Raw genomic sequence first — 26,092 nt, forward strand, 5'->3', positions numbered from 1 at the left:
TAATAAATAATTCCTAGTTATGGTCAAAAGCATAAAATTTTAACGATTCATTGTTTCTCACAAAAACCAGTCTATCCTTTCCGTTAGCACCTTTTAACATATTCACTTGCTTCACTTGTCCATCGACCAACAAACCACTGTGAAAAGCAGGCAAAGCTTTAAAAGTAGAGTCTCCTCCTTTGAGGAACAATCCATAACTGGCATCATTCCGAGGAGTTTCAACTTCCGATCCATATAAATTTCCAGCAACTATAATATCAAGATATCCGTCTTTATCAAAATCGAAATTTAAAATACTATTAATTGATGACAGCTGCGATTTTTTATCTAACGGGACACCCTTCATTTTTTGTTCATTTCCTGCATTTTCAAAATACATACTCGAAAAATTTGAAGCCTTATAATTTAAAGCACTACCTAAGTTATTAGTACCATAAACCTGTACCAAAGTAGCTTTTCCAAAGGCATCATACGACTTAAATTTATCCTTAATAAAGGGCATTTCATTAGAGGAACACTGCCGTCCTCTTAACGGGTATAAATCACCCCCATTATAATAACCAAGAACTATATCCAAATCGCCCGAATCATCGAAGTCTTTAGTGTAGATATCGAAAGTTTCTTCTTTTGATGCTTTGTATTTATAATTTAACCCAAGGTTACCGCATACCAAGTCTACATCACCATCGTTATCGAAATCTGCTGCTGAGACACTGTTCCACCAACCTACTTCTTCATTCAAACCATATCTATCCGTTTGATCTGCAAAGGCTCCATCTTCATTAATAAAAATTTTAATAGGCATCCACTCTCCAACAATCACTATATCTATCAATTGATCTTCATTTATATAGGCCCAAGCTGCATCTGTAACCATTCCTAAATCCTTAAGATCTGTAAATATCTCTTTTGAAGCATCAACAAAACTTATGCTTCTATCTTCTGACCTGTTTTCTAATAAATAACTATCAGCCGGGTACGGGTACCTTTTTGGTATTTGTCGCCCTCCAACAAACAAATCTTCATCCCCATCATTATCATAATCAAAAGCTCGCACACATGATCCACTGGTAAAAAATTCTGGAAGGGCTCCAGTTGTTCTTACAAATCTTCCATTATCATTTTCATACAGCCTGTCTTGGTAATGCTCTGAATTTTCTTCACGTTCATTTCCACCACTAACCACATATAAGTCTAAATCTCCATCATTATCTGCATCAAAAAAAGTTGCGCCTACATCTTCAAAATCCCTGTCCTTAAAAAAATCAAGATTGTTTTTGGCTTCTTTAAAAGAACCGTCATTATCTTGAATAAATATCTTTCCCGAATGACCGAGGGCTCCTCCAATATAAAAATCATCCATACCATCTGAATTTAAATCTCCAACTGCAAAAGCAGGCCCTTGTTCAGACATTTTATGTGGCAATAGGCTTTCCTGTTCAAAATCATTATAACTATTTTCCTCATGCCTATATTGAATCAAATCTGTTGATATTTCTTTAAATAGTTTATCTTCATCAACAGCCCCTACATTATCAACAACATATGCATTCTTATAATCTATTAGAAGTGTTTGATTAGCTTTTACACCATTAAATGTTTGAACTTTCCCATCATTCCAAACCACCCTAATTTCTTCAACCACATTTGCTTTATCCAATCCAAAATGCAAACAATTTCCAACAGAAGATTGAAAACCTCTAGTATTATAGTGCTCCTTCATTTGTTGGTTGCCACCACTGCTTACATATACTTTTGTTCCAACACCCATTGTATTACCTTTGGGACCGTTTAACCTTAATTTCAAATAATTCCTGCCACCTTTTTCTGATTCATTGTTTTTATAGACATGAGCGAAATCATCCATATTATTAACAACAATATCTACATCGCCGTCATTATCAAAATCTGCATAGGCTGCCCCATTGGAGGCAGTAAGTATACTGTCCAATTGTTGAATGCCATTTACTTTAGAAAAAGTTAGATCTCCTTGGTTCATAAAAAAATAATTGGTCTTCTTTCTTGTTGGCATCTTAGCCATTATATGGGATATATAGGCTTCTTTATTTATTGTCTTATTTTTTGAAAGTTCTTCTCTTACTTTCTTATGATACTTTAGAAAATCATTATTTCTAAAATCCCTCTTTATTCCATTAGAAATAAAAATGTCCTGCCAGCCATCATTATTCATATCAAAGAATAAAGGGGCCCAACTCCAGTCTGTATTGGAAATATTCGCTAGGTGTGCGGTCTCAGAAAAAAACGGGGTTTCTTTATCTAAACCAGTTCCATTGTTTGTTTGAAGTGTATTGAACATATATTGATAATGCAGGCCTAAATCAACATGGTTATAAAACCTGTCTATATCCATACCACTCATACTGGTTTTTATACCGTAGTTATCTTCGGAAACCATATCGACACTCATAATATCCAGCAAGCCATCATTATTGTAATCTGCGGCGTCATTCCCCATGGAGAAAAATGAGATATGATTAGTAGCTTCTTTAATTTTTTCTGAAAAGGTCCCGTTGCGGTTATTAAGATATAAATGGTCTTTTCCTGAAAAATCATGACTTACATATACATCTGGCCAATTATCATTATTAAAATCACCAATAGCTAAACCCAACCCATATCCCAATCGGTTATTGATAATTCCTTTTTCTTCGGTTACGTCAATAAACTTAGAATTATCATTTATATAAAGACGCTCTCCACTTAATTCTCCTTTAGTCTTAAGGTAATGCTCTAATTGTGCATCACCATATATTTCTACATCATGATTAATTAAAAACATGTCCAAATCACCATCCTGGTCATAATCAAAAAAGGCAGCTTGAGTAGAAAACTCTTCTATATCGAGAAGATAGTCTTTCGCCATTTCTTTAAAAATTGGCACACCATTTTTATCGTTCCCCTGGTTTACAAAAAGTTCATTACGTCTTTTATTGGGGTCTTTAAATTTACCTGAAGCACATACATAAATATCTAAAAGCCCATCGGAGTTAATATCTACTGTCGTTACCCCTGTTGGAAAAACAGCCTTTCCTTGTACCCCTGAAGTATTAGTCACATCATCAAATTTAAGATTGCCTTTGTTGAGATATAACTTGTTTGAATCTAAGTTTGATATAAAATAAATATCTGGAAGCTCATCATTATTAAAATCACCTACTGCAACACCAGCCCCATTATAATAATATTCGTAAAAGAGCCCATTCATATATAAGGTTTCTTTTAGATCATTTCTAAAAAAGATATTGGTTTGCTCTGGACTGCAAAAAGAAAATGAAGGCACATTATTAGCGTGTTTCAATTTCTCTTTTTTTCTGCAGGAGAAAAGCGTGATTACCATTAAAAATAAACTATAAAAAAAACACCTTGTCAAATTCATTAAGCCTAATTTTATTATTAAGAATGGGCGTGCAGCAACCACAATTCATTTCCAATAATTAAATGAAAGACCAGAAGCATTTTTGCTAATGGTCTTTCAAATTAATCACTATAATTTAATATCCAGGATTCTGTTCAATACTTCCCTCCGAAATCTCCACCTCTCTTGCCGGTACTGGCATTAAAACATGGTGCGATTGTATATTGGCTCCAGGCACATCCAACCACGGTTCTTGGGCGTTTTGAATAGTCTCTACGAAAATACCCCACCTCAACAGGTCGAATTTCCTAATACCTTCAAAACCAAGTTCCGTGGCACGTTCTTTTCGCAATGCTGTTCTAAATTCATCTTGTGTTAAGCCCGAAAGAGGTGGCAATCCAGCACGTTCTCTCACTTTATTTATAAATGGATAAGCGTTGGTTGGGCCATTCAATTCATTTTCCGCTTCAGCCCTCATTAGCAGAACATCTGAATAACGAATCACATAGGTATTCTGGCTTCCATTATTACCTCTTGGTGAATCACCTCCTATGTTCAAGTATTTTCCAGTAATTGGCCCTGCCCCTGGGGATCTTGGAGATTCCAATACGTTACCATTTAATTCGGTTACATAGCTTATATCTTTTCTATTATCACCTGGTTCAAACATATCTAAATAATCACTAGTAGGAAGCATATTTTCCCATCCTCCACCAATAGCATTGACACCTCCTACTTCGGTATCCCGGGAGGCCACCCAGCTCTGCTTAAAATCGGGACGTTCATCTTGTTGAAACTGAATATCAAATACATTTTCATTAACACTTCCTCCGTCCAACCCTGGCAACAATACATATTCTGCATTTTGAGACCATAAAGCTTCATAATCTGCCACCAAGCCGTACTGTCCAGAAGCTATAACTTCTTCTGCTCTGTTATTGGCATCGGCCCATTCGTTTTGCGTTAAATGCACACGTGCCAACATGGCTGTAGCGGCTCCTTTTGTAGCCCTACCTGCATCTGTACTTCCATAACTTAAAGGCAATACTGCAATTGCATCTGTGAGGTCTTGCTCAATTAAATTATAAACTTCTGCAACAGTGTTACGGGTAATCCCTACTAAGTCATCGGGTTGGGCAACTGTGGTTAATATAGGAACACCCCCATAAACCCTTACCAACTCGAAGTAATAAAATGCTCTTAAAAATTTCGCTTCACCAATTAATCTCGATTTCAAGTTTTCATTCATGCTCACTGCCGGCACAAATTCAATCACACTATTGGCCAATGCCACTCCTTGATAATTTTGTTGCCACATGACAGTTGCATCTCCATTGTTAGCATTTAAATCAAGAAACCATGATACTGGCCGTTTATTATGCTGTCCCTGGAATGCGATATCACTAGGAGTAAACCCATAATAGAATGAGATAATACTGTTATGCAGTCTAGTATAAGCGGCTGTTGTAGCTGCAATTGCATCAGATTCGCTTTCAGGAAAACTACCAGGCACTAAGAAATCCAAAGGTTCTTCTGTTATTATGTCTTCGCATGATATCAGTGCTATACTGCTCATTAGAAATACTATATATAATTTTATTCTTCTCATCTTAATTTTTTTTAGAATGTTAAATTCAAACCAACTGTCCATGTTTTAGCTGAAGGGTCTTGTGCTTGGTCATAACCCCTTCTAATATTACTATTTCCCCTATTAATTTCGGGATCATATCCACTATAGTTGTCAAACAGCAATAAATTGGTTCCTGAAATATACAATCTAGCCTTACTAAAAGGTAGTTTAGAAAGTTTTTCTATTGGAAGATTATAGCCTAGGCTTATATTTCTCAATCGCAAAAAGGACCCATCTTCCAAAACACCTGTTTCAGAAACTATCTCACTTCTAAAAATACCCCTTACTGAAGGCACATCGGTATCCGTGTTACTAGGAGTCCAACGGTTAGCAAATTTTTTAAATACATTATTATCAAACGCTGTATTAACTCTGGAATCTGTTTCGTTAAAAATATCATTCCCCACTGTAAAGGCCCAATACATTGAAAAGTCAAAGTTTTTAAATCGAATGGTATTATTAATCCCGCCATAAAAATCAGGGTTCGGGTCTCCTATAATTCGCTGATCTAAATTATCTATAACTCCATCTGGAACTCCATCTGGTCCACTAATATCCTCAAAACGCTTTCCTCCAGGAAACACTCCTCTACCATTTAGACCAGCTGCATCTATCTCTTCCTGTGTATGCCATATTCCATTACGCACAAAACCATAGAAAGCACCTAAAGGTTGCCCTACCTCAATAACTGCCGACGGAACATTTACCACCCCTCCAAATCTATTGATTAACACTTGCCCATCTTCATCTGGTATAGATAAAACCTTATTCTTGTTTGTTGAAATATTAAAACTTGTTTCCCAAGTAAAATCCTTAGAATCAACATTAACTGAATTAACAAACAATTCAAACCCTTGGTTTTCTACGGTACCAAAGTTTGTAGGTATTGATGAGTTTGGCACTCCTGCCAGCCATAGAATATCTTCAGATGTAAACAAATCACGGGTTTTCTTCTTATAATAATCTAAGGTCACCCTTAATCTATTATTGAAGAACCCCATATCTACGCCAACATCCAACTGGTCTGTAGACTCAAATTTTAGTTTATCGTTACCTAAACGATTAAGTCCTATACCGTTAGAAATACCTCCACTATTACCAAATAAATAAGTAAAACCAGCTCCCAAACGCGCTAGAGATGACCCTCCTGCTGCGGGGTTACCCAATGTTCCAAAACTTGATCTAAATTTTAAATCACTAAACACATTTAAGTCCTTAATAAATTTTTCTTTAGATGCCGTCCAAGCTATTGCTACAGAAGGGAAAAACCCATATTTTTCACTAGCGGCAAATGCAGTCGCTCCATCTCTTCTACCGCTAAGTGTTAATCTATACTTCCCGTCAAAATTGTAATTTAACCTAAACAACATAGATTCTATACCTGATTCGGAAGCATTCGATTCTGCTCTAAATCTATCGGTACCTGCATCAATATTATTAAATGTAAAAAAATCGGTAGTAAAACCTCTTACACCAACGAGACTCCCTGAATTAAAAAAGCGTTGTCTTGTGTATCCTGCAAGTGCATTTATATTGTGTTTCCCTAAACTAACATTATAATTAAGGGTTTGCTCAATTAAGGTGCTTAGAAATTCTGAATTACTAATGGTTGCTGTGCCCCCTATATTTTGCTGACCAAATAATGTTGAAGGTGCATAATTTTCACTTTTAGAAAGTGATAAATCAGTCCCATAACTTAATTTATATTTTAAATTTTTAAATAGTTCTAATTCAGCATATATCGTTCCATAAATACGAGATCTTGTATTCTCATTTATAGACTTTGTAGGTCCTCCTATTGGATTTTCAGCACTTAATTCACTACTTACAGTTTGTATTGTGAACTCCCCATTTTCATCCCGCACCGGAAGTGTTGGAAAGTAGCCCCCAATGTTTATAATATCACTACTTCCGGGGAGTGTATAATTTCTAGTGATTACAATGGAGTTTCCAATTTTCAATTTCTCTCCTAGTTTAAAATCGCCATTCAATCGTATTTGATATCTTTTTAAATTACCTTCAAAATAAATACCGTCTTGATCAAAATGGTTGGCAGACAAATAATATTGTGCATTATCATTTCCTCCAGAAATTGACAAGGTATTGCTAAAGGTAAGTGCATTATTGCGATATACTTCTTTTTGCCAATTTGTACCTTCTCCTAAAGATTCTGGGTTGGGGTAAGCATCTGTATTTTGCACCTCATTTTGAAAAGCGCCATACTCAGCAGCATTTAAGAACGGAATTAATCGTAAAGGAGATGAAGTAGAAACAAAGGAATCATACTTCAAAGTCATTTTTCCTTTTTTACCTCTTTTTGTTGTAATTAATACCACCCCAGCAGAAGCTCTAGACCCATAAAGCGCCGTAGCAGATGCATCTTTTAGAATTTCAACAGATTCTATATCTTGAATATTTAAATCTGAAGTATTTCCTGTCCCAATAAGACCATCAATAACAAATAACGGATTGCTATTCCCTGTAATGGAATTGGTACCTCTTATTCTTATTGATGCAGCTGCTCCTGGCTGTGAAGACGTTGGCACAACCTGTAAGCCAGCCGCCCTTCCTCTTAGGGCATCATCCAACCTAACGGATGGCGTTTCAGCTATTTCCTCAGATTTAATTGAGGTTACAGAACCTGTTAAATCGGATTTTTTCACAGTACCATATGCTACCACAACAACTTCTTCTAACTCAGCTGCATCTTCTTGTAAAGTAACAGCAATATCTGTTTTACCATCAATAGTCACTTCCTGTGACAAAAACCCAACGTAGGATATCACCAAAACAGCTTTTTCATTACTTACGCTTAAGGAAAATTTCCCGTCAAAATCGGTTTGCGTCCCATTAGTTGTCCCTTTTTCAAGAATACTTGTTCCGGGCAATGGTTGACCGTTTTGATCGGTAACTGTTCCCGATATTTCGGGGTTTTGATTTTTTATTTTTTCTTTAACCGGTCTTTCCTGGACTAAAACCGTATTATTTTCGGTAACCATTATTTTAAAGTTCCCTGTAGACAAGCTCTTCCTTAATAGCTCGTTTGTTTTTATCTTTCCCTTATTTAAAAACACCTTTGGAAAACTATCAAAGACACCTTCTTGATAAATAAATTTATAATCGGTTTGATCCATAATAAGATCAAACACTTCATCAACAGTTAAGGTTATATCTGCCTTAATTCTAATATTTGAATTTTGGGACAACACTCCTGTTGGACTAAAGCTAAAAGCTGTCATGCAACATAGAAAAATAATGGCTTTCATGACAATTGTTAATAGTTTATTTCTAAAATATATTAGAACATTCTTTAAGTTAATTTCCATAAATTTGTCAAGTTATTAGTTAGTTAAACTTCTTAATTAATTAGTGATCAAAAAAGGGGGATTTGAGTTTTGTACTTTCCACGGTTTTAACTCGATTCCCTTTTGCTTATTTACTTTTTGTTATTTATTTTTTCATAGGCTTACAATTTAAATTATTATTAATTCCTTTTATTCATATCGAATTTCAGAAGAAACTTCTACTATTTGGTTCTTTATTTTAGTACAACTGTATTACCTATAATTTCATATTCCTTAAGCACACTTAACGTTTTAATGGTCATCAAAATCTCTTCAATATCCTGATCTTTTCCTAAAACACCCTTAAACGTTATAGTCTCTAGTTCTTTATTTTCAAAAACAACATCTATATCATACCATCTAGAAATCACTTTCATAATATCTTTTAATGGTTTTCCTTTAAAACTGAACACACCATTTTTCCAGGAAATGACTTCTTCCACATCAACCATGGAAACCTCAATACCCATGGTTCTTACATTTAAGTTAGATTGCTCACTTGGAACCAAATCCTGTCTTGCACCCCCCACCTCTACAACGACCTTACCTTCAACTAAAGTCGTATACACATTAAATTCGTCTTTATACGCTTTAACGTTAAATTCCGTTCCAAAAACTTCAATATCTTGGGAACTGTTATGTACTTTAAATTTATCGCCATTGTGTTCTGAACTTGGAGATACATCAAAATAAGCCTCACCATATACCAACTCTACTTGACGTGTTTCTCCGTCAATAAAACTTACCGGATATTTTAACTGGGATTCTGAATTTAACCAAACCTCTGTACCATCTGATAGCACAAGATTGAATTGTCCTCCCCTGGGTATTGTCAAATAGTTATATTTTAACTCTTTTGTTTTTCCACTCTCCTTTTTATAGACAATTTGTTCGCCATTACTGTTGGCTCTAGACGTTTGTATAAAAGCTCCTTTTTCCAAGGCTATTTGTGAACCATCCTCTAAGGTCAAAGTTGCTTTGTCTGTACCCGGCACAATGGTTTCATTAACTATGGATGGCTCATGTAATTCATAAGATTCTCCTGCCCTGTTCAAAAATAGAGTAAGCCCAACAACAAGCAATACAGAAGCCGCAGCAACATATTTATAAATAGGTTGTTTTTTAATTTTATAAACAAAAGCCCTTTCCTTTCTTATTGCCTGTAACAGTCTTCCTATAGCCAGATCTGTTTCAGGATCGTTCATGTTACAATGAATAGCAAAATGAGTCTTAACAAATTCCTTAAACAATACTTTATTGGATTCCTCTTCGATCCACTTTGAAAGTAAGTCGAGATCAGATACCGTTGCCGAGTTCGTTAAGTATTTAACTATTATTTTTTCAATCTTTGGAGTCATTCTTCTAAACATTCATTTACCCTATAGCAAAGCAGAATTTAAAAACCCTTGCTTTTTTTATAAGTTTTTTTAGTTTTTATTTAATTTTTATGACATTTACATAAAGTTTGATGTATTTTAACCGTTATGATGTCTTCAAAATTTGAAAATCCGTCGGTGCTCATATCGCATTTAAAGCGAGGTAATGAAGAAGCCTACAAGTATTTAATGACAACCTACCACAGGTTGCTCTTTAATTATGCGATTAGCTTGACCAACGACCGGGCGATGGCGCAAGATGTCGTCCAAGAGGTATTTTTAAATATTTGGAGAGATAGAAAAAAACTACACGAATCCTATGCATTGAAGAATTACATCTTTAAGATGACCTATAATAAGTTCATCAACCAGTACCATAAAAATAGAGCTATTTCTTCTATTGAACGTGCTTATATGGAGGCATTAGATGAATCTATTGATGATAACAATACCGAATTACTGGAACGAAAATTAGCATTAATCACTGAAGGCATTTCTAATTTGCCTGCCAAATGCAAAGAAACGTTCCTTTTAAGCAAAAAAGAAGGGCTCACCAATATTGAAATTGCGGCATACTTAAATGTTTCCACAAAAACAGTGGAAGGCCACTTGACCAAAGCATATAGTTTACTTAGAGAACGTGTTGGCCATAAAATAAAACATTTGCTTTTTTTGCTATTTGGCAAAACAAAAAGGGCCTAAACTCCCCCCCTTTTAGCTTATTTTTTTAAAGAGAGGTACGACGCATAAAGCTAATATTGAATGCCTTATTCTTATTTATAAATCCTCAAACACATCCTCCAAAACAAACGAAAACCCCATAACAACGCCATCCCTATCTATTTTTAATCGAATTCGCTTTCCGGCATCATCATAGAACATCTGCGTTATATTTTGCAAAGTAAATTGATGGGCTTGTTTGCCATTAATAGACAAGATAATATCACCTAACTTAAGCCCTGCCTTTTCTGCTGGAGAGCCCTGCCTTAATTCAACAATACTGTAAGCTGGCTTTAGAGATAATTTATAGCGGGCATCAAAAACAATACGTGTTCCGTTTCTATTTTCTGCACTAGAAGCAGTAGCATCGCCGGTTTGAATAGACTCGTCCTTTTCCCTAACCAACCTTACACCTTCGTGAGCTAGCTCTATGCCACTTTTATTGTAAGTAAACTTGCTTTTAAAATAACTGTTCTTTTTTAGGATAATTAATGCATGCTGATAGTCTATGATAAGGTTAAACCGTTTTAAGATATTTCCAGAAATACTACCATTTCTATCCTTAAACCGTCTTGCATACGAAATTGATGACGAATCGGGAAATGCCACATTTACATTTTTTAAGGTAAAGTCTTGCAACGAAAAAGCTTTAACCCTTGAACGCTTTCCGTACACACTTCCACTTAGACCATGCCCTAAAAAATCATTAAAAAACTTATCGCCAGATTTTATACCCAAGGTGTCATCCTCAAAAAGCCACAGCGCATCACTACCTCCGGAGTCAATCAATAGTTTTATAGGAATATCCTTGTCGTTAATATTAACCAAAGCATTAATGTAAGGTTTGTTATTATAAAACTCCAAATGCAGCATAACACATTTTTTGCAGTATTTATATTCATAGGCTCTAGGTTCGGTAAGTCGGATATATTTTCGCGAATAATTTATTTCCACAACCAGGTTCCTTAATAAATCGAACCCTATAATACCATGTATAGGAATCCCTAACCTTTGTCCGAAATTTAAATCTGAATTGTAAACCGCATAAATATCCTGATTTAAGTTAATGGCATCACCAACCTTAATGACGTTACCTGTAGATTTTAAAGCTTCTACTTCTTCTCCTTCGCCTAAGCCCCTGAGGTTTATCCGCTGGGTATTCTTAATTTTTAAGGAATCCGTAATATTTAAAATATTGAAAATTATAGGCTTACTTACTCCTGTATCCAATAAAAAAGACAACTCAACTCCATTTACCTCCACAGGAATAACAATTAGGTTGTTAATAAACTTAAACTTAACCTTATCTGATTTGCCTTTATTTTGAACGGTAAACCTACTCTGTGAAAAAGCCGTCTGGGTTATACAGAAGATAATTAAAATGAATTTTAATGCGTTTTGCATAAATATAAAACAAAATTTACCCAATCAATTTACGAATCTTTAAAATAGCGCTGTCATTTAAGCCCTTTTTTTAAAAAAAATTTAAGATAATTTTCTCAAATTTGCATTCTCAAATAAAACTAAAACTATGCCGAACATATCCAACAAAGGAGCATCAATGCCAGAATCGCCCATACGAAAGCTGGTTCCTTATGCAGAAAACGCTATAAAAGAAGGTAAAACCATATACCATTTAAATATTGGACAACCCGATATAAAAACACCTGAGGTTGCACTGAATGCAGTAAAGAACCAATCGTTGGAGATATTGGCTTACTCACGATCTGAAGGTTCTGAAGCCTATCGCACAAAAATTGCCCAGTATTACCAAAAAAATGATATTCAAGTAAATCATGACGATATTATTGTAACCACGGGGGGAAGCGAGGCACTTTTGTTCGCCTTTGGCTCTATTATGGATGCAGACGATGAAGTGATTATTCCAGAGCCCTTTTATGCCAATTATAATGGATTTTCAACTGCATCGGGCATTAATATTGTTCCAGTAATTTCTAAAATTGAAGATAATTTTGCACTCCCGCCAATAGAGGAGTTCGAAAAACTAATCACCTCAAAGACCAAAGCTATTTTAATATGTAACCCTGGAAACCCTACAGGCTACCTCTATTCAAAAGAAGAAATTACAAAATTGGCAAACCTTGTTAAAAAGCACGATTTGTTCTTATTAGCAGATGAAGTTTATCGTGAGTTTGCATACGATGGCCACCAACATTACTCCGTAATGCAAGCAGAAGGCATTGAAGACCATGCCATCATGATCGACTCGGTATCCAAACGCTATAGCATGTGTGGTGCAAGGGTTGGATGCTTAGTTTCCAAAAACAAAACCGTAATACAAACCGCCCTCAAATTTGCACAAGCCCGTTTAAGTCCACCAACATTTGCCCAAATAGCCAGTGAAGCCGCTTTAGAAACACCGCAAAGTTACTTCGATGATGTTATTGAAGAATATGTAGAGCGTCGTAACACCTTAATACAGGAATTGGAAAAAATAGAAGGGGTAAAAGTAGCAAAACCCAACGGTGCTTTTTATTGCGTGGTAGAATTGCCTATAAAAAATGCCGACCATTTTGCACAGTGGCTTTTAGAACATTTCGATATTGATGGTGAGACCGTTATGGTTGCTCCTGCAGCTGGATTTTACTCTACGCCAAATGTAGGGCTAAACCAAATTCGCATTGCCTACGTACTTAAAAAAGAAAGTTTAATAAAAGCCGTAAGCATTATAAAGAAAGCCTTAACAGTTTATAAAGACTAGTGTACATACAACATAACATATCCCTAAAATCCTATAATACTTTTGGTATAGATGTTACTGCCAAATATTTCATTTCAGTATCTAGTATTGAGGATTTAAAAACCGTATTACAGTTAAAAGACCATCCCAACAAGCTCTTTTTAGGCGGAGGCAGCAATATATTGCTTACCAAAGACCAAGAGGCGCTTGTAATACACTTAAACATTAAAGGCATTGAAATTGTTTCTGAAGTTGAAGATGCAGTGACCGTTAAAGCCTGTGCTGGCGAAAACTGGCATGAATTTGTATTATGGTGCCTTAATAAAGGTTATGGTGGCATTGAAAACTTATCACTTATTCCTGGCAATGTAGGCACTGCACCAATACAAAACATTGGCGCCTATGGTGTGGAGCTCAAAGATACTTTTGTGTCTTGTGAAGCCTTATCTATTACCAACAACACACTTAAGACCTTCTCTAAAGCTGATTGTAATTTTGACTATAGAAATTCCATATTCAAACAACAAGCCAAAGGAAAATACGTTATTACTAGCGTTACATTTAAGCTAAGCAAGAAAAACCATAAGATTCATGCTAATTATGGGGCCATTGCTTCGCAATTAGAACTTATGAAAGTGAACACACCAACCATTACAGATATTTCCAATGCCGTTATAGCAATAAGGGAAAGTAAGCTACCTAACCCCAAAGAAATTGGAAATAGCGGTAGTTTTTTTAAAAACCCCGTGATACCAAAAACGCAGTACCAGTCGTTATTGCAATCCTTTAATGACATGCCTAGCTATCCTGTTTCTAATGACGAAGTAAAGGTACCGGCCGGTTGGCTTATTGAAAAAGCCGGATTTAAAGGCAAGCGATTTGGTAATTACGGTGTCCATAAAAAACAAGCTTTGGTTTTGGTTAATTATGGCAACGCTAAAGGAGAAGACATTCTAGGCCTATCAAGGTTAATTCAAAAAACAATAGAAAGGATTTTTGGTATTCCTATTGAAGCCGAAGTAAATATTCTGTAAAAAGTGTAAAAAGAAATTTCTACATTTGAAATAATCTAAGTATTATTACAAACCATACGTTAAACCTATTTTATTCATCTTGATTTCAGCAATAGAAAAAGAAATAGTTACGTTACTCAAAATTGGCGATAAACGTGCCATTACTTTGCTGTACAACAATTACGCCGATGCTCTTTATGGCGTTATTAAAAAGATTATTTCAGACGACGAAATCGCTCAAGATGTTCTTCAAGAGAGTTTTGTAAAAATATGGCGTTATGCCAAAAAATACGATGCCTCTAAAGCAAAACTGTTTACTTGGCTTTATAGAATTGCCTACAATACGGCTATAGACAAAGTTCGATCCTTAAAAAATAAAACCGAGAAGGAAGTCCAAATCGAGGTTTCTTCCGTATATAAGATAACATCGAACACCTTAAATCAGGATGTGTTAGATATAAAGAAACACTTAAAAACTATAGACGAAAAATATCAAATTGTAATTAATGCGCTCTTTTTTGAGGGTATGACACAGCAAGAAGCTAGCGACGAATTAGATATTCCGCTAGGTACTATAAAATCGAGATTAAAAATTGGATTACGTGAATTGAAAAAAATTTACGATCCTCAATAAAAAATGTCATGGATGAAAAAATAAATACTTTTTTAGACTCTGGGCTTTTAGAAAAATATCTAACAGGCACGACCACTGTTGCCGAAACAGAACAGGTTGAGACCTACATCTCAAAATATCCAGAGGTACAAAATGCATACAACACCATGCAATTTAACCTAGAGGTTATTGCAAAAAGCAATGCCGTTGAAGCCCCTAAAGGCATCTTAAATACTATTTTAGATGAACTTGATGACGCCCCTGTTGTTAACATAAGCACATTCCAAAAATATAAATCTTGGTATAAAATAGGTGTAGCGGCCTGTGTGGCTTCAATTATTTTTGCCGGCACAAGCTTTATGTTCTTTAAGCAAAACCAAAAGCTTAACAACTATAACGATCTCTTAAGTGAAGAAAACCAAACTGTTGTTGACGAGCTTTTTGATTTGAGAAGTGATATTGAAAAGAACAATAAAAAACTGGATGCGGTAATGCAACAGTTTGTAAAGCTTAACGACCCGGAAACTTACAAGTACATTATCCAAGGGAACAGTCGCGCTAAAGATTTAAAAACGGTGGCTTACATTAACCCAAGAGAGAAGACCTCTATGATTGATGTGGTTTCCCTTCCAAAACTACCCGAAGAACAATGTTACCAAATATGGGCCGAACTACAAGGTAAAATGGTAAGCTTGGGTATTTTAACAGAGGAAGACAGGCAGTTAAGGGCTATTCCTTATACAGAAGATGCTTTAGCCCTAAACATCACCATAGAGCCTAAAGGAGGGAACTCTATAGCGTCGCTAGACAATTCGGTAGCACACATAAGCTTACAATAAAAAAAATAGAAAAAGAAAAATTTTATATTAAAAAGCCCCGATACAAAATGTATTGGGGCTTTTTAGTAAAAAACTGTTAATCAGTTCCTAACGACTTTATAATTTTTATTAAGCTTACGAGCTAAAACTCCCGCTTGCCAAATTCACCATAGATAAGCTAATCTTTACAATAAAAATAGACTTTAAGCATTACTCATTTTTAAAATGTATAGATTATCCCGAACTTTGTAAAAACTATTTTTATTATGGCCAGAACACCTTCAAATATGCTTCCTCTAGGAACCCTTGCACCAGACTTTTCACTTCCAGACACCGTAAGTGATGCTATTTTGGATTTAAATGAGCTAAAAGGAACCAAAGGCACAGTAATTATGTTTATTTGTAACCACTGTCCTTTTGTGGTCCATGTGAACAAAGCATTGGTTGCCCTTGCCCACGATTATGCAATAAAAGGCATTGGTTTTATTGCCATTTCAAGCAATGATGTCGAGAACTACCCGCAGGACAGCCCAGAAAACATGAAGGCGCATGCTAAAATTGAAGGCTACCCATTTCCATATTTATATGATGAGAGTCAAGCCGTTGCTAAAGCCTATGACGCTGCATGCACACCCGATTTATATGTTTTTGATGAGGATTTGAAATTAGCCTACAGAGGTCAACTTGACGATTCCAGACCAGGAAATGACATCCCTGTAACAGGCAACGATTTAAGATATGCCCTAGATTGCCTATTGGAAAACAAAGTTAATACCAGACCACAAAAACCTAGTATTGGTTGTAATATTAAGTGGAAAGTTTAAAAATTATTATTTAACGATTCGTTATTTATTTTCCAAAATAAGCTTATCTACATCTGATTTTAATTTTGGAAGATGACTTATAATTATGGACCAAATATTTTCATCAGATATATTATCATAAGCATGAATTACTTGATTTCGTAATCCAACAATTGCCTTAGAATTTGAAATAATCTCTGCAAAGGAAGCGTCTCTTTTTATAATTCTATTAACTGCTTCACCTATTATTTCTAAATTTCTTTCTACTGCCCTTTTTAGCATTTTATTATTTTGATACTCATGGAAACTTTTATCTGTGCTTTCAAAATACAGATTTACTTCTTCAACTGCCATTTTTATATCAAAAAGCCATTTTAAGATTCGTTCATCCATAAATCAACTCTTTACTTTTATCTATGGATTTGATAAGGATTGGGTTCTTTAGAGTTTGTTCCTCAACAAGGTCTACTTCCCTTTTGAAAATGTTTTTAAGTTTTTCTTTTAGAGACATATAATTGTCAAAATATTGCTCTAAGCCAATTTTCCGAAACTTTACCAAAAAATCAATATCACTGTTTTTTGTGAATTGATTTCCAGTAGCAGAACCAAACAAATAGAGCTTCTCTACAAGATGATTTTCACACAGCGACTTAATTAATTTTTTATTATGTTCGGTTATAATCATATATCAAATTTAAGATATTTTAATTAAGGTTCCCAATCTTTGGCATTATGGAAGTTAGCTATATGATAATCGTTATAGAATCGAACTCTAATTACTCTAGCTGCAACTGCCAAATACCAATAGTCTGCCAGGTATTAAATTTAAAACCAACCTCTTTTAATTCAGCAACTTGCTTAAATTCAAATTTTTCATGCAGCTTTATACTGGCATCATTAGGTATGGTAAGCACCCCCAAGACCGTATGGTACTGCGCTTGTTTGAGTTGTTTTATTAATTCGGCATAAAGTTGGGTTCCAATATGTTTACCTTGGGCATCATGCTTTACGTAGACCGTCGACTCCACAACATGATCGTAAGCAGGTTTTGGCCTAAATCGACTGCCATAGGCATAGCCTAAAATACCTTTGTCGTCTTCAAAAACCAAAAAAGGATAGGTTGCGTTTATGGTATTCATTTTTTTCTGAAAGGCTTCCAAGGACAATGGAGCGATATCGAAAGTTACCGCTGTATTAAGGACATAATAATTATAAATATCCAACAGATCTTGGGCATCATTTATATGAACTGGTCTAATCATTTAAATCCAACCGTTTCGTTTCAATAAGTTCTCTATATGGGCATAATGGTGATTGCTATGCCAGGCATAAATGCCAACATTTAGTTTAAGCGGCACTTCACTATTGGTTTCGGGGTGGATAAAACTTTTGTTCCATTGGGCTTCGCTCAACCCTTTCAGTAAGTATACCAACTTATAATGCAAAGCCTTTAAATGTTCTAACGACATGGGTATGAGTGCTGTTTTGCTATCATGAAGCTCTGCCCAATTCGCTTCGTTATAAGCCTTAATTACTGGCTTATCTTCTGTTAAGGCCCATTTAAAACGCGTATAACTATGATGATGGCTATCAGACAAATGGTGTACCACCTGGCGCACCGTCCACCCACCTGGACGGTATGGCGTATCTAATTGCGCTTTTGATAATGGCTTGACCAAAGCTTCTAGCCGCAATGGGAATTGTTCTAAAACTTTAATCCATGCTTCTATTTGTGCTTTGGTTATAGTATCTGGACGCTCGAATCTTCCGATAGGATAACGTAATTGCTCTAACTCTTGATTTTCCATATTATAAATATAAAAAAAAGGCTATCTAAAAAAGATAGCCTTTCAATATTATTTTCAATTATCAGCTAGTGTCGTGTCAACCCTGAAACTTCGAGTAAAATAATGATGGATTTTGGAGTGGTCCGAGGCGAAAAGCACAGGCATAGCCATAGCTATAGCGAGCATTTCCAACGATGTACCGCTTCAAAAGGCACATCATAAACCGACTTTTTGGGATTGATAAGACACTAGGTTTTTACTTTGCTTAGATAATGTCCAACATTTACAACGACGACAAGGGTAAGCGACTCACACAATTCCGAATGCTTCAGAATTGGTTCGCAGTCAACACTCGTCTATCCCCATAAAGACCCTTCGGCTATGCTCAGGGTAAGCGACTCACACAATTCCGAATGCTTCGGAATTGGTTCGCTGCTTATTTTACACCCATAAGTTCAACATCAAAAATAAGTGTTGCGTTTGGCGGAATAACACCCCCTGCACCAGCACTGCCATAAGCCAAATGGCTAGGGATTACAAAGCGCGCCTTGTCGCCTACTTTTAGCAAACCAATGCCTTCATCCCAACCTGGGATGACCTGTCCAACTCCTAAAGCAAAATCGATAGGTTGGTTACGCTTGTACGATGAATCGAACACTGTACCATCTGCCAACTGGCCTTTATAATGTACGGAAACGGTCTTACCTTTTTCAGCTTTAACACCATCGCCATTTTGGATGATTTGATAGCGCAAACCACTATCGGTTTTATCAAATCCAGTTGCTAATTTTTCCATTTCGGCTTCGGCCTTTGCTTTTTCTTCTGCTATTCTTTTTTCTCTTGCCCCTTCAAAAGTCCTAAAGGCTTCAACGGCATTAAAAGCTTCGGCTTCTGCTCCAATTCGTAATATTTCCAAAGTCTCAATAACATCACCTTGTGCAATGGCATCTACAACGTCCTGACCAGTTTGTACTTTACCAAAAACCGTATGGTTATTATCCAACCAAGGCGTTTCCACATGGGTTATAAAAAACTGACTTCCGTTAGTACCAGGCCCTGCATTGGCCATAGATAATACCCCAGGACCATCATGCTTTAAATCTGGATGAAACTCGTCATCAAATTTATATCCCGGATTACCAGTACCAGTACCTTGTGGGCAGCCCCCTTGAATCATAAAATCTGGAATAACCCTATGGAATTTCAAACCATCGTAATATGGTGTTCCCTGTGGTTTTACAGCATTTTCTAAATTCCCTTCTGCTAAAGCTACAAAGTTACCCACTGTGCCCGGGGTTCTTTGGTACTCTAAAGCAACTAGTATTTCTCCTTTTGTTGTATTGAATTTTGCGTATAATCCGTCTTGCATCATTTTGTTTTTTAAATGGACTGCAAAGATAGCTATTGCTTTTATATCTATAAAATGATGACAAAAATTATTAGGAAAGTGTTATATTTTGTAAAGTATGTATCGCAAAATAGCCTTATTTTAGCAATAACTTAAAAATACATTCAATGCGTTCAATCTCTTGGTATTTGGTAATCACAATAGGTTCCTTACTATTTATTGGTCAAAGTTGTTCAAAAACAAAAAAAACGCCCCAACAACGACCTAATATCGTTTTTATAATGTCGGACGACCATGCCTATCAAGCCATTAGCGCCTATAACGACAAGCTCATCCAAACACCTAATATAGACCGAATTGCTAACGAAGGCATGTTATTCACCAATGCTTCGGTTACCAATTCCATTTGTGCCCCTTCAAGAGCTGTTATTCTTACGGGAAAACATTCGCATATTAATGGTAAAATAGATAATCTATCGCCTTTTGATACCACAAACGTTACCTTCCCCCAATTATTTCAAAAAGCAGGATACCAAACGGCTATGTTTGGCAAACTACATTTTGGAAACAATCCCAAAGGGTTCGATGAATTTAAAATACTGCCCGGACAAGGGGATTACTACAATCCTAAATTTATAACCTCTAAAGGAGACACCATTGTTAATGGTTATGTTACCGATATTATTACAGACCTAACTTTAGATTGGCTAGAAAAAAGAAGGGACACCGCCAAACCCTTTTTATTAATGTATTTGCACAAAGCTCCTCACCGTAGTTGGCTCCCTGCCCAAAGGCATTATAAGGCATTTACACAAAAGAAATTCCCTATACCCGCTACATTATTCGATGATTATAACACTAGGGGTGCAGCAGCAAAAACTGCCGAAATGAATATTTTAAAACACATGCATTTAGGGTACGACAATAAGTTAAGCAAAGAAACTATTGACGAATTAAATATTGAATATAGCGGATTACATAACCGTCCTATCAACCGCATGACGGAAGCCCAAAGAGCAAGTTGGGACTCAATTTACGATCCTATAAATAACGACTTTAAAGCACAGTACCAAACAATGAACGATTCCACCTTAATGGTTTGGAAATACCAACGTTACATGCAGGATTACTTAGGATGTATTGCTTCGGTTGATGAAAATGTAGGCCGTTTATTAAATTATCTGGACGATCAAAAATTAAGCAACAATACCGTTGTGGTTTATACTTCAGATCAGGGATTTTATTTAGGGGAACACGGTTGGTTTGACAAGCGTTTGATGTACAACGAATCCTTTAAAACACCATTGCTCATTAAATGGCCAAATGAAATTACTCCAGGAACCACAGAAACCGAACTCGTACAAAACCTAGATTTTGCCCAAACCTTTTTAGAAATGGCAGGCATTAATACACCAAACGATATGCAAGGCAAGAGTTTGGTTCCGCTATTAAGAGGTAAAAAAGAATTATGGGACAGGGATGCTGTTTATTACCATTATTATGAGTACCCAGCCGAACACGCCGTAAAACGGCATTACGGCATTGCTACTAAAAAATACAAACTCATTCATTTTTATTACGATGTAGATGAATGGGAACTCTACGACAGGGATAAAGACCCTAATGAAATAAACAATGTATACCTGGATCCAGATTATGCTTCAATTGTAAAGGAACTAAAAACGAAACTTAAGAATATTAGGAAAAATTATAAAGACTCCGATAGTTTAAACAACCATTACATCCAAATATATAAAGACAAAGGGTACATTAAATAACATACCCTTTGTCTAAAAAATTCAGTTTAATTAATGCCTTAATTGGCTACTTCACTTATAAATTTAATACGATACAGCCTTAATTCCTCATCGTCATAATCGCCTTCAAACTCATCAATGGCCGCATCGATGCTATCGGTTTCTGAATCCATAAAGTAATCGTGAATTTCTTCCTGCTGGTCTTCATCTAAAATATCGTCAATCCAATAGTCTATATTTAATTTGGTGCCCGAATAAACAATAGCCTCCATTTCCTTTATAAAGTCTTCCATACTCATGCCTTTGGAAGAGGCTATATCATCAAGCGGCAGTTTTCTATCAATATTCTGTATGATATATAATTTATTGGCCGAGTTACTCCCTGTGGATTTAACAACCAAATCATCTGGTCTAATAATATCATTATCTTCCACGTATTGGGCTATCATAGCCACAAAGTCCTTTCCGTACTTTTTGGCCTTACCATCACCAACCCCGTGAACATTACCAAGTTCTGCTATAGTAGTTGGATATTTTAAAGCCATATCTTCCAATGAAGGATCTTGAAAAATCACAAACGGCGGCACACCCAACTTTTTGGCATTCTTTTTACGCAATTCTTTAAGCATACCCATTAGTACTTCATCGGCTACGGCACCTCCACCCTTGGCTGCTGTAATAATGCTACCATCATCTTGTCCGCCATCAAAAACATGATCTTCGGTCATCATAAACGATACTGGAGCATCTATAAAGGCTCTTCCTTCACCCGACAACCTTATTACACCATATGTTTCTATATCCTTTTTAAGATAACCCGCCACTAAAAGTTGCCTTAACAAAGCCATCCAATACTTTTTCTCTTTGGCTTTTCCCAAACCAAAAAATGGTTGTTCGTTGGTTTTATGGGAGTTTATTAATGCATTCTCCTTTCCAACAATTACCATCACCAAATCTTTGGCTTTGTATTTTTCATTAGTGCTTTTAACGGTTTCGAGCAATAACTTAACATCATCTTTGGCCTCATGCTTCTTTTTAGGATGCCTTACATTGTCATCCATATCACCACCTTCTCCTGTTTCGTTATCAAACTCTTCACCAAAATAATGCAGTATGAATTTTCTTCTGGAAATGGATGTTTCGGCAAAAGCCACCACTTCCTGTAACAAGGCATGACCTATTTCCTGCTCTGCCACAGGCTTTCCAGACATGAACTTTTCCAGTTTTTCTATATCTTTATATGAATAGAACGCCAAACAATGGCCTTCGCCACCATCACGTCCGGCACGTCCCGTTTCCTGATAATAACTTTCGATACTTTTGGGAATATCGTGATGGATAACAAATCGCACATCGGGTTTATCGATACCCATACCAAAAGCAATAGTAGCCACGACAACATCTACATCTTCCATAAGGAACATATCCTGATAACTCGATCTTGACTTGGCATCCAGCCCTGCATGATAAGGCACAGCTTTAATACCATTTACCTGCAAGACCTGCGCTAACTCTTCAACACGCTTTCTACTCAAACAATAGACAATACCCGACTTACCTTGGTTTTGTTTAACAAACCTTATAATATCTGCGTCTACCTGTTTGGTTTTTGGCCGTACTTCATAATATAAATTAGGCCTATTGAATGACGCCTTAAATACGGTTGCCTTTTGAATACCTAAATTTTTAATAATATCCTCTTGAACCTTTGGCGTCGCTGTAGCCGTTAATGCTATAATTGGGATATTCTCCCCTATTCTTCCTATTATATGCCTAAGGTTTCTGTATTCCGGCCTAAAGTCATGACCCCACTCACTTATACAGTGTGCTTCATCTATGGCCATAAATGATATTTTTACCGAACGTAAAAAGTCAACATTTTCTTCTTTGGTCAACGACTCTGGCGCTACATAAAGCAATTTGGTAACGCCATTAACGATATCTTCCTTTACGCGCCTGACCTCTGTTTTATTTAGTGAAGAATTTAATACATGGGCAACGCCCTCTTCATTAGATACACCTCTTATGGCATCCACCTGGTTTTTCATTAATGCGATTAAAGGAGACACCACTATAGCCGTTCCTTCTTGCATTAAGGCTGGCAATTGATAGCATAAGGATTTCCCTCCCCCAGTAGGCATAATAACAAAGGTGTTATCCCCAGATAAAATGCTCTCTACAACTCCTTCTTGCAGTCCTTTGAATTTGTTAAACCCAAAATACTTTTTTAACGCGGCATGCAAGTCACTTTTTGCTATTAACATGAAACATGATAAATTTATTTGAACATACTAAAATACACTAAACTATTAAAATAGTAATAATAAATTTAGTAATATATTTAGAGATCCCTCAATGATTTTTTTGTTAGTTTTCTTCCGTAAAAACTAAATCTAGCATCTAAAAAATTGCAAAACTTAGTTTCACTTCAGTAACCACTACATCAGTCCATATAATTTTTTCATTTGCTTTTTATGAATTTTCAAATGAAAAAATTCATGTACTTTTGTAACGGAAATTTCAAATCAAATAAGATTTATTTGAATAATAATTTTAAAGATAACAAAATCTTTAAAAGCTTCAACTAAAAAGTAAATAAATTTTGAGCCAAAAACAGTCTATCATTAGTACAGCAAAGCATACTATTGAAATGGAAAGTCAAGCCATTTCAAATTTATCAAACCTAGTGGATGAAGATTTCGCCAATGCTGTAACTTTAATATACCAATCTAAAGGCAGGGTTATCATTACCGGTATAGGAAAAAGCGCTATAATAGCAAGCAAAATTGTAGCTACTTTAAATTCTACCGGTACCCCAGCTATTTTTATGCATGCTGCCGATGCCATTCATGGCGATTTAGGATTAATTCTAGAAGACGATGTCGTTATCTGTATCTCCAAAAGCGGTAATACCCCAGAGATAAAAGTCTTAGTCCCCCTAATTAAGAGAGCTAAAAACAAGATGATTGCCATAACAGGCAACACCGATTCATTTTTAGCCCAACAAGCCGATTATGTGTTAAACGGTTATGTAGAAAAAGAAGCCTGTCCTAACAATCTGGCCCCAACGACCAGTACAACAGCCCAATTGGTTATTGGGGATGCGCTTGCCGTTTGTTTGTTGGAACTAAGAGGTTTTTCGAGTAGGGATTTTGCAAAATACCATCCTGGCGGTGCTTTAGGCAAAAAATTATATTTAAGGGTACAGGACATTGCTTCGGTAAACCAAAAACCTAAAGTAAGCAGTGACACCAATATTAAAGAGGTTATCGTAGAAATTACCGAAAAAATGTTGGGCGTTACAGCAGTTGTAGAACAAAATAAAATTATTGGTATCATTACCGATGGTGATTTACGTAGAATGCTTGCCAAAGCAGACGACTTTTCACAATTAACGGCCAAGGATATTATGAGCAGCAACCCCAAACGAATTGAAGCAGATGCCATGGCGGTAGATGCAAAAAATGTTATGGAAAACAATGGCATTTCACAACTTTTGGTTGAAGAACAAGGGCTTTATGCGGGAGTTATCCATCTTCACGACCTTATAAAAGAAGGAATTATATAATGGCAAAACAAAAAAAGAACATCAACGAGATGTCATTTCTAGATCATCTAGAAGATTTACGCTGGCATTTAATTAGAATTGTAGTTGCCGTAGTATCGGTAGCTACCTTAGCTTTTATTTTTAGTCGATTTATTTTTGACGACATCATTTTTGCGCCAAAAGACATGAGCTTTCCTACCTATAAAATGTTGTGCAAAGCAGCTACCTATATTAATGTGAACACCACATTTTGCGCAGAGGAAATCCCCATGATTATACAAAACAGGACAATGGCAGGGCAATTTTCGGCAGATATCTGGACGGCTATTCTGGCAGGTTTTATTATTTCGTTCCCTTATGTCATTTACCAACTATGGAAGTTTGTAAGCCCGGGCTTACACGAAAACGAACGTAAGCACTCTAGAGGATTTATTATTATTTCTTCACTGCTGTTCTTTATTGGCGTATTATTTGGCTACTACGTTATAACCCCCTTATCAATAAACTTTTTAGCCAATTACAGTGTATCAACAGTAGTAGACAATCAAATTGATATAAGCTCATACATTGCATTAGTACGCTCTTCAGCATTAGCATCGGGCCTAATTTTTGAGTTGCCAATCATTATTTACTTTTTAACCAAGATTGGTTTGGTTACCCCTGAAGTGTTAAGAAAATATAGAAAGTATGCCTTGGTTATTGTATTAATACTTTCAGCAGTCATAACACCGCCAGACATTGCCAGTCAGGTTATTGTAGCCATTCCTATTTTAATCTTATATCAAGTTAGTATTTATATTTCTAAAGTTGTGGTTAGAAACCAAAGTAAAAAAGAAATACAACATGTCTGATATCGTAAAGGAGTTTAACGATTACCGTTCTAAAATGAACGATAAAATTCTCGCTGATAACAATAAGATTATCAAGCGTATTTTCAATTTAGATACCAATGCTTACACTGAAGGCGCCCTGGATGTAAAAACAAAAGAGTTATTGGGGTTGGTAGCCTCGGCTGTTTTACGTTGCGATGATTGCATTAAATACCATTTAGAAACCAGTTACAACATAGGGTTAAAAAAAGAAGAAGTCATTGAAGCTTTAAGTATTGCCACTTTGGTTGGTGGCACTATCGTTATCCCGCATTTGCGCCGAGCCTACGAGTTTTGGGATGCGTTGGAGTCTCAAGGCGAATAACCAATATATCTAGTTAAACAAATTATAAAATAAAGTATCTGCTATCGTAGTGCATATGATTTTAC

Annotated in this window: 21 protein-coding genes; 10 read left to right on the forward strand and 11 right to left on the reverse strand. The window is 36.0% G+C overall.

All coding sequences use genetic code 11. The features are described from left to right. Positions 1–13: 13 nt before the first annotated feature. From MR062_RS16465 to MR062_RS16480, 4 genes are all read right to left on the reverse strand, one after another. Entirely contained in the window at positions 14–3,319 is a 3,306-nt protein-coding gene (locus tag MR062_RS16465; RefSeq protein WP_242206288.1) for a VCBS repeat-containing protein, read from the reverse strand. A gap of 193 nt (positions 3,320–3,512) precedes the next feature. Then, the gene (locus tag MR062_RS16470) at positions 3,513–4,985 is read right to left on the reverse strand and encodes a RagB/SusD family nutrient uptake outer membrane protein (protein ID WP_242206290.1); all 1,473 of its coding nucleotides are present in this window, start codon (positions 4,983–4,985) and stop codon (positions 3,513–3,515) included. 11 nt (positions 4,986–4,996) lie between these two features. After that, positions 4,997–8,272, reverse strand: coding sequence for a SusC/RagA family TonB-linked outer membrane protein (locus MR062_RS16475; RefSeq protein ID WP_242206292.1), 3,276 nt, complete (start codon positions 8,270–8,272; stop codon positions 4,997–4,999). Between the two features lie 272 nt (positions 8,273–8,544). Continuing rightward, positions 8,545–9,708, reverse strand: coding sequence for a FecR family protein (locus MR062_RS16480; protein ID WP_242206293.1), 1,164 nt, complete (start codon positions 9,706–9,708; stop codon positions 8,545–8,547). Positions 9,709–9,834: 126 nt separating this feature from the next. Between MR062_RS16480 and MR062_RS16485 the strand changes: the two genes are divergently transcribed. Further along, entirely contained in the window at positions 9,835–10,428 is a 594-nt protein-coding gene (locus tag MR062_RS16485) for an RNA polymerase sigma factor (RefSeq protein WP_242206295.1), read from the forward strand. 75 nt (positions 10,429–10,503) lie between these two features. Here MR062_RS16485 and MR062_RS16490 read toward each other — a convergent pair whose 3' ends face one another. After that, positions 10,504–11,850 (reverse strand): retropepsin-like aspartic protease, encoded by a 1,347-nt coding sequence (locus MR062_RS16490; RefSeq protein ID WP_242206297.1) that lies wholly within the window; start codon positions 11,848–11,850, stop codon positions 10,504–10,506. 127 nt (positions 11,851–11,977) lie between these two features. On the opposite strand from MR062_RS16490, the gene MR062_RS16495 reads away from it, so the two are divergent. The 5 genes from MR062_RS16495 (at position 11,978) to MR062_RS16515 (ending at position 16,415) form a co-directional block, all read left to right on the forward strand. Further along, positions 11,978–13,168, forward strand: a complete 1,191-nt coding sequence (locus MR062_RS16495; protein WP_242206299.1) for a pyridoxal phosphate-dependent aminotransferase — start codon at positions 11,978–11,980, stop codon at positions 13,166–13,168. Then, positions 13,168–14,181, forward strand: coding sequence for a UDP-N-acetylmuramate dehydrogenase (murB, locus tag MR062_RS16500; protein ID WP_242206300.1), 1,014 nt, complete (start codon positions 13,168–13,170; stop codon positions 14,179–14,181). The genes MR062_RS16495 and murB overlap by 1 nt, the downstream gene beginning before the upstream one ends. 79 nt (positions 14,182–14,260) lie before the next feature. Then, complete coding sequence (locus tag MR062_RS16505; protein ID WP_242206302.1) at positions 14,261–14,794, forward strand: RNA polymerase sigma factor; 534 nt, start codon at positions 14,261–14,263, stop codon at positions 14,792–14,794. An 8-nt stretch (positions 14,795–14,802) separates the two neighbouring features. Continuing rightward, positions 14,803–15,612, forward strand: a complete 810-nt coding sequence (locus tag MR062_RS16510; protein WP_242206304.1) for an anti-sigma factor — start codon at positions 14,803–14,805, stop codon at positions 15,610–15,612. Between the two features lie 245 nt (positions 15,613–15,857). Beyond that, positions 15,858–16,415, forward strand: coding sequence for a thioredoxin family protein (locus tag MR062_RS16515; RefSeq protein WP_242206306.1), 558 nt, complete (start codon positions 15,858–15,860; stop codon positions 16,413–16,415). A gap of 21 nt (positions 16,416–16,436) precedes the next feature. On the opposite strand, the gene MR062_RS16520 is transcribed toward MR062_RS16515, so the two are convergent. The 5 genes from MR062_RS16520 to MR062_RS16540 form a co-directional block, all read right to left on the reverse strand. Continuing rightward, entirely contained in the window at positions 16,437–16,787 is a 351-nt protein-coding gene (locus MR062_RS16520; protein ID WP_242206308.1) for a HepT-like ribonuclease domain-containing protein, read from the reverse strand. Then, entirely contained in the window at positions 16,780–17,079 is a 300-nt protein-coding gene (locus MR062_RS16525; protein WP_242206310.1) for a nucleotidyltransferase family protein, read from the reverse strand. The genes MR062_RS16520 and MR062_RS16525 overlap by 8 nt, the downstream gene beginning before the upstream one ends. 91 nt (positions 17,080–17,170) lie before the next feature. Continuing rightward, positions 17,171–17,656 carry a GNAT family N-acetyltransferase gene (locus MR062_RS16530; RefSeq protein WP_242206312.1) on the reverse strand — a complete coding sequence of 162 codons (486 nt, stop codon included), beginning with the start codon at positions 17,654–17,656 and terminating at the stop codon, positions 17,171–17,173. After that, positions 17,657–18,202 carry a YfiT family bacillithiol transferase gene (locus MR062_RS16535; RefSeq protein ID WP_242206314.1) on the reverse strand — a complete coding sequence of 182 codons (546 nt, stop codon included), beginning with the start codon at positions 18,200–18,202 and terminating at the stop codon, positions 17,657–17,659. A gap of 415 nt (positions 18,203–18,617) precedes the next feature. Continuing rightward, on the reverse strand, positions 18,618–19,550 hold the full coding sequence (locus tag MR062_RS16540; RefSeq protein WP_242206317.1) for a peptidylprolyl isomerase: 933 nt from the start codon (positions 19,548–19,550) through the stop codon (positions 18,618–18,620). 146 nt (positions 19,551–19,696) lie between these two features. Between MR062_RS16540 and MR062_RS16545 the strand changes: the two genes are divergently transcribed. Beyond that, a complete protein-coding gene (locus MR062_RS16545) occupies positions 19,697–21,307 on the forward strand; it encodes a sulfatase family protein (protein WP_242206319.1) in 1,611 nt (536 codons plus the stop codon). A 38-nt stretch (positions 21,308–21,345) separates the two neighbouring features. On the opposite strand, the gene MR062_RS16550 is transcribed toward MR062_RS16545, so the two are convergent. Then, the gene (locus MR062_RS16550) at positions 21,346–23,550 is read right to left on the reverse strand and encodes an ATP-dependent DNA helicase RecQ (protein ID WP_242206321.1); all 2,205 of its coding nucleotides are present in this window, start codon (positions 23,548–23,550) and stop codon (positions 21,346–21,348) included. 386 nt (positions 23,551–23,936) lie between these two features. On the opposite strand from MR062_RS16550, the gene MR062_RS16555 reads away from it, so the two are divergent. From MR062_RS16555 to MR062_RS16565, 3 genes are read left to right on the forward strand one after another with little or no spacing between them, the layout of a single operon-like run. Then, positions 23,937–24,854 carry a KpsF/GutQ family sugar-phosphate isomerase gene (locus MR062_RS16555; RefSeq protein WP_394800549.1) on the forward strand — a complete coding sequence of 306 codons (918 nt, stop codon included), beginning with the start codon at positions 23,937–23,939 and terminating at the stop codon, positions 24,852–24,854. Next, positions 24,854–25,684 carry a twin-arginine translocase subunit TatC gene (tatC, locus tag MR062_RS16560; RefSeq protein WP_242206325.1) on the forward strand — a complete coding sequence of 277 codons (831 nt, stop codon included), beginning with the start codon at positions 24,854–24,856 and terminating at the stop codon, positions 25,682–25,684. The genes MR062_RS16555 and tatC overlap by 1 nt, the downstream gene beginning before the upstream one ends. Next, positions 25,677–26,027: a carboxymuconolactone decarboxylase family protein gene (locus MR062_RS16565; protein WP_242206327.1), complete on the forward strand. Its 351-nt coding sequence runs from the start codon at positions 25,677–25,679 to the stop codon at positions 26,025–26,027. The genes tatC and MR062_RS16565 overlap by 8 nt, the downstream gene beginning before the upstream one ends. Positions 26,028–26,092: the final 65 nt, after the last annotated feature.

Source organism: Aestuariivivens insulae (assembly GCF_022662195.1).
In the GTDB taxonomy this organism is placed as follows: Bacteria; Bacteroidota; Bacteroidia; order Flavobacteriales; family Flavobacteriaceae; genus Aestuariivivens; species Aestuariivivens insulae.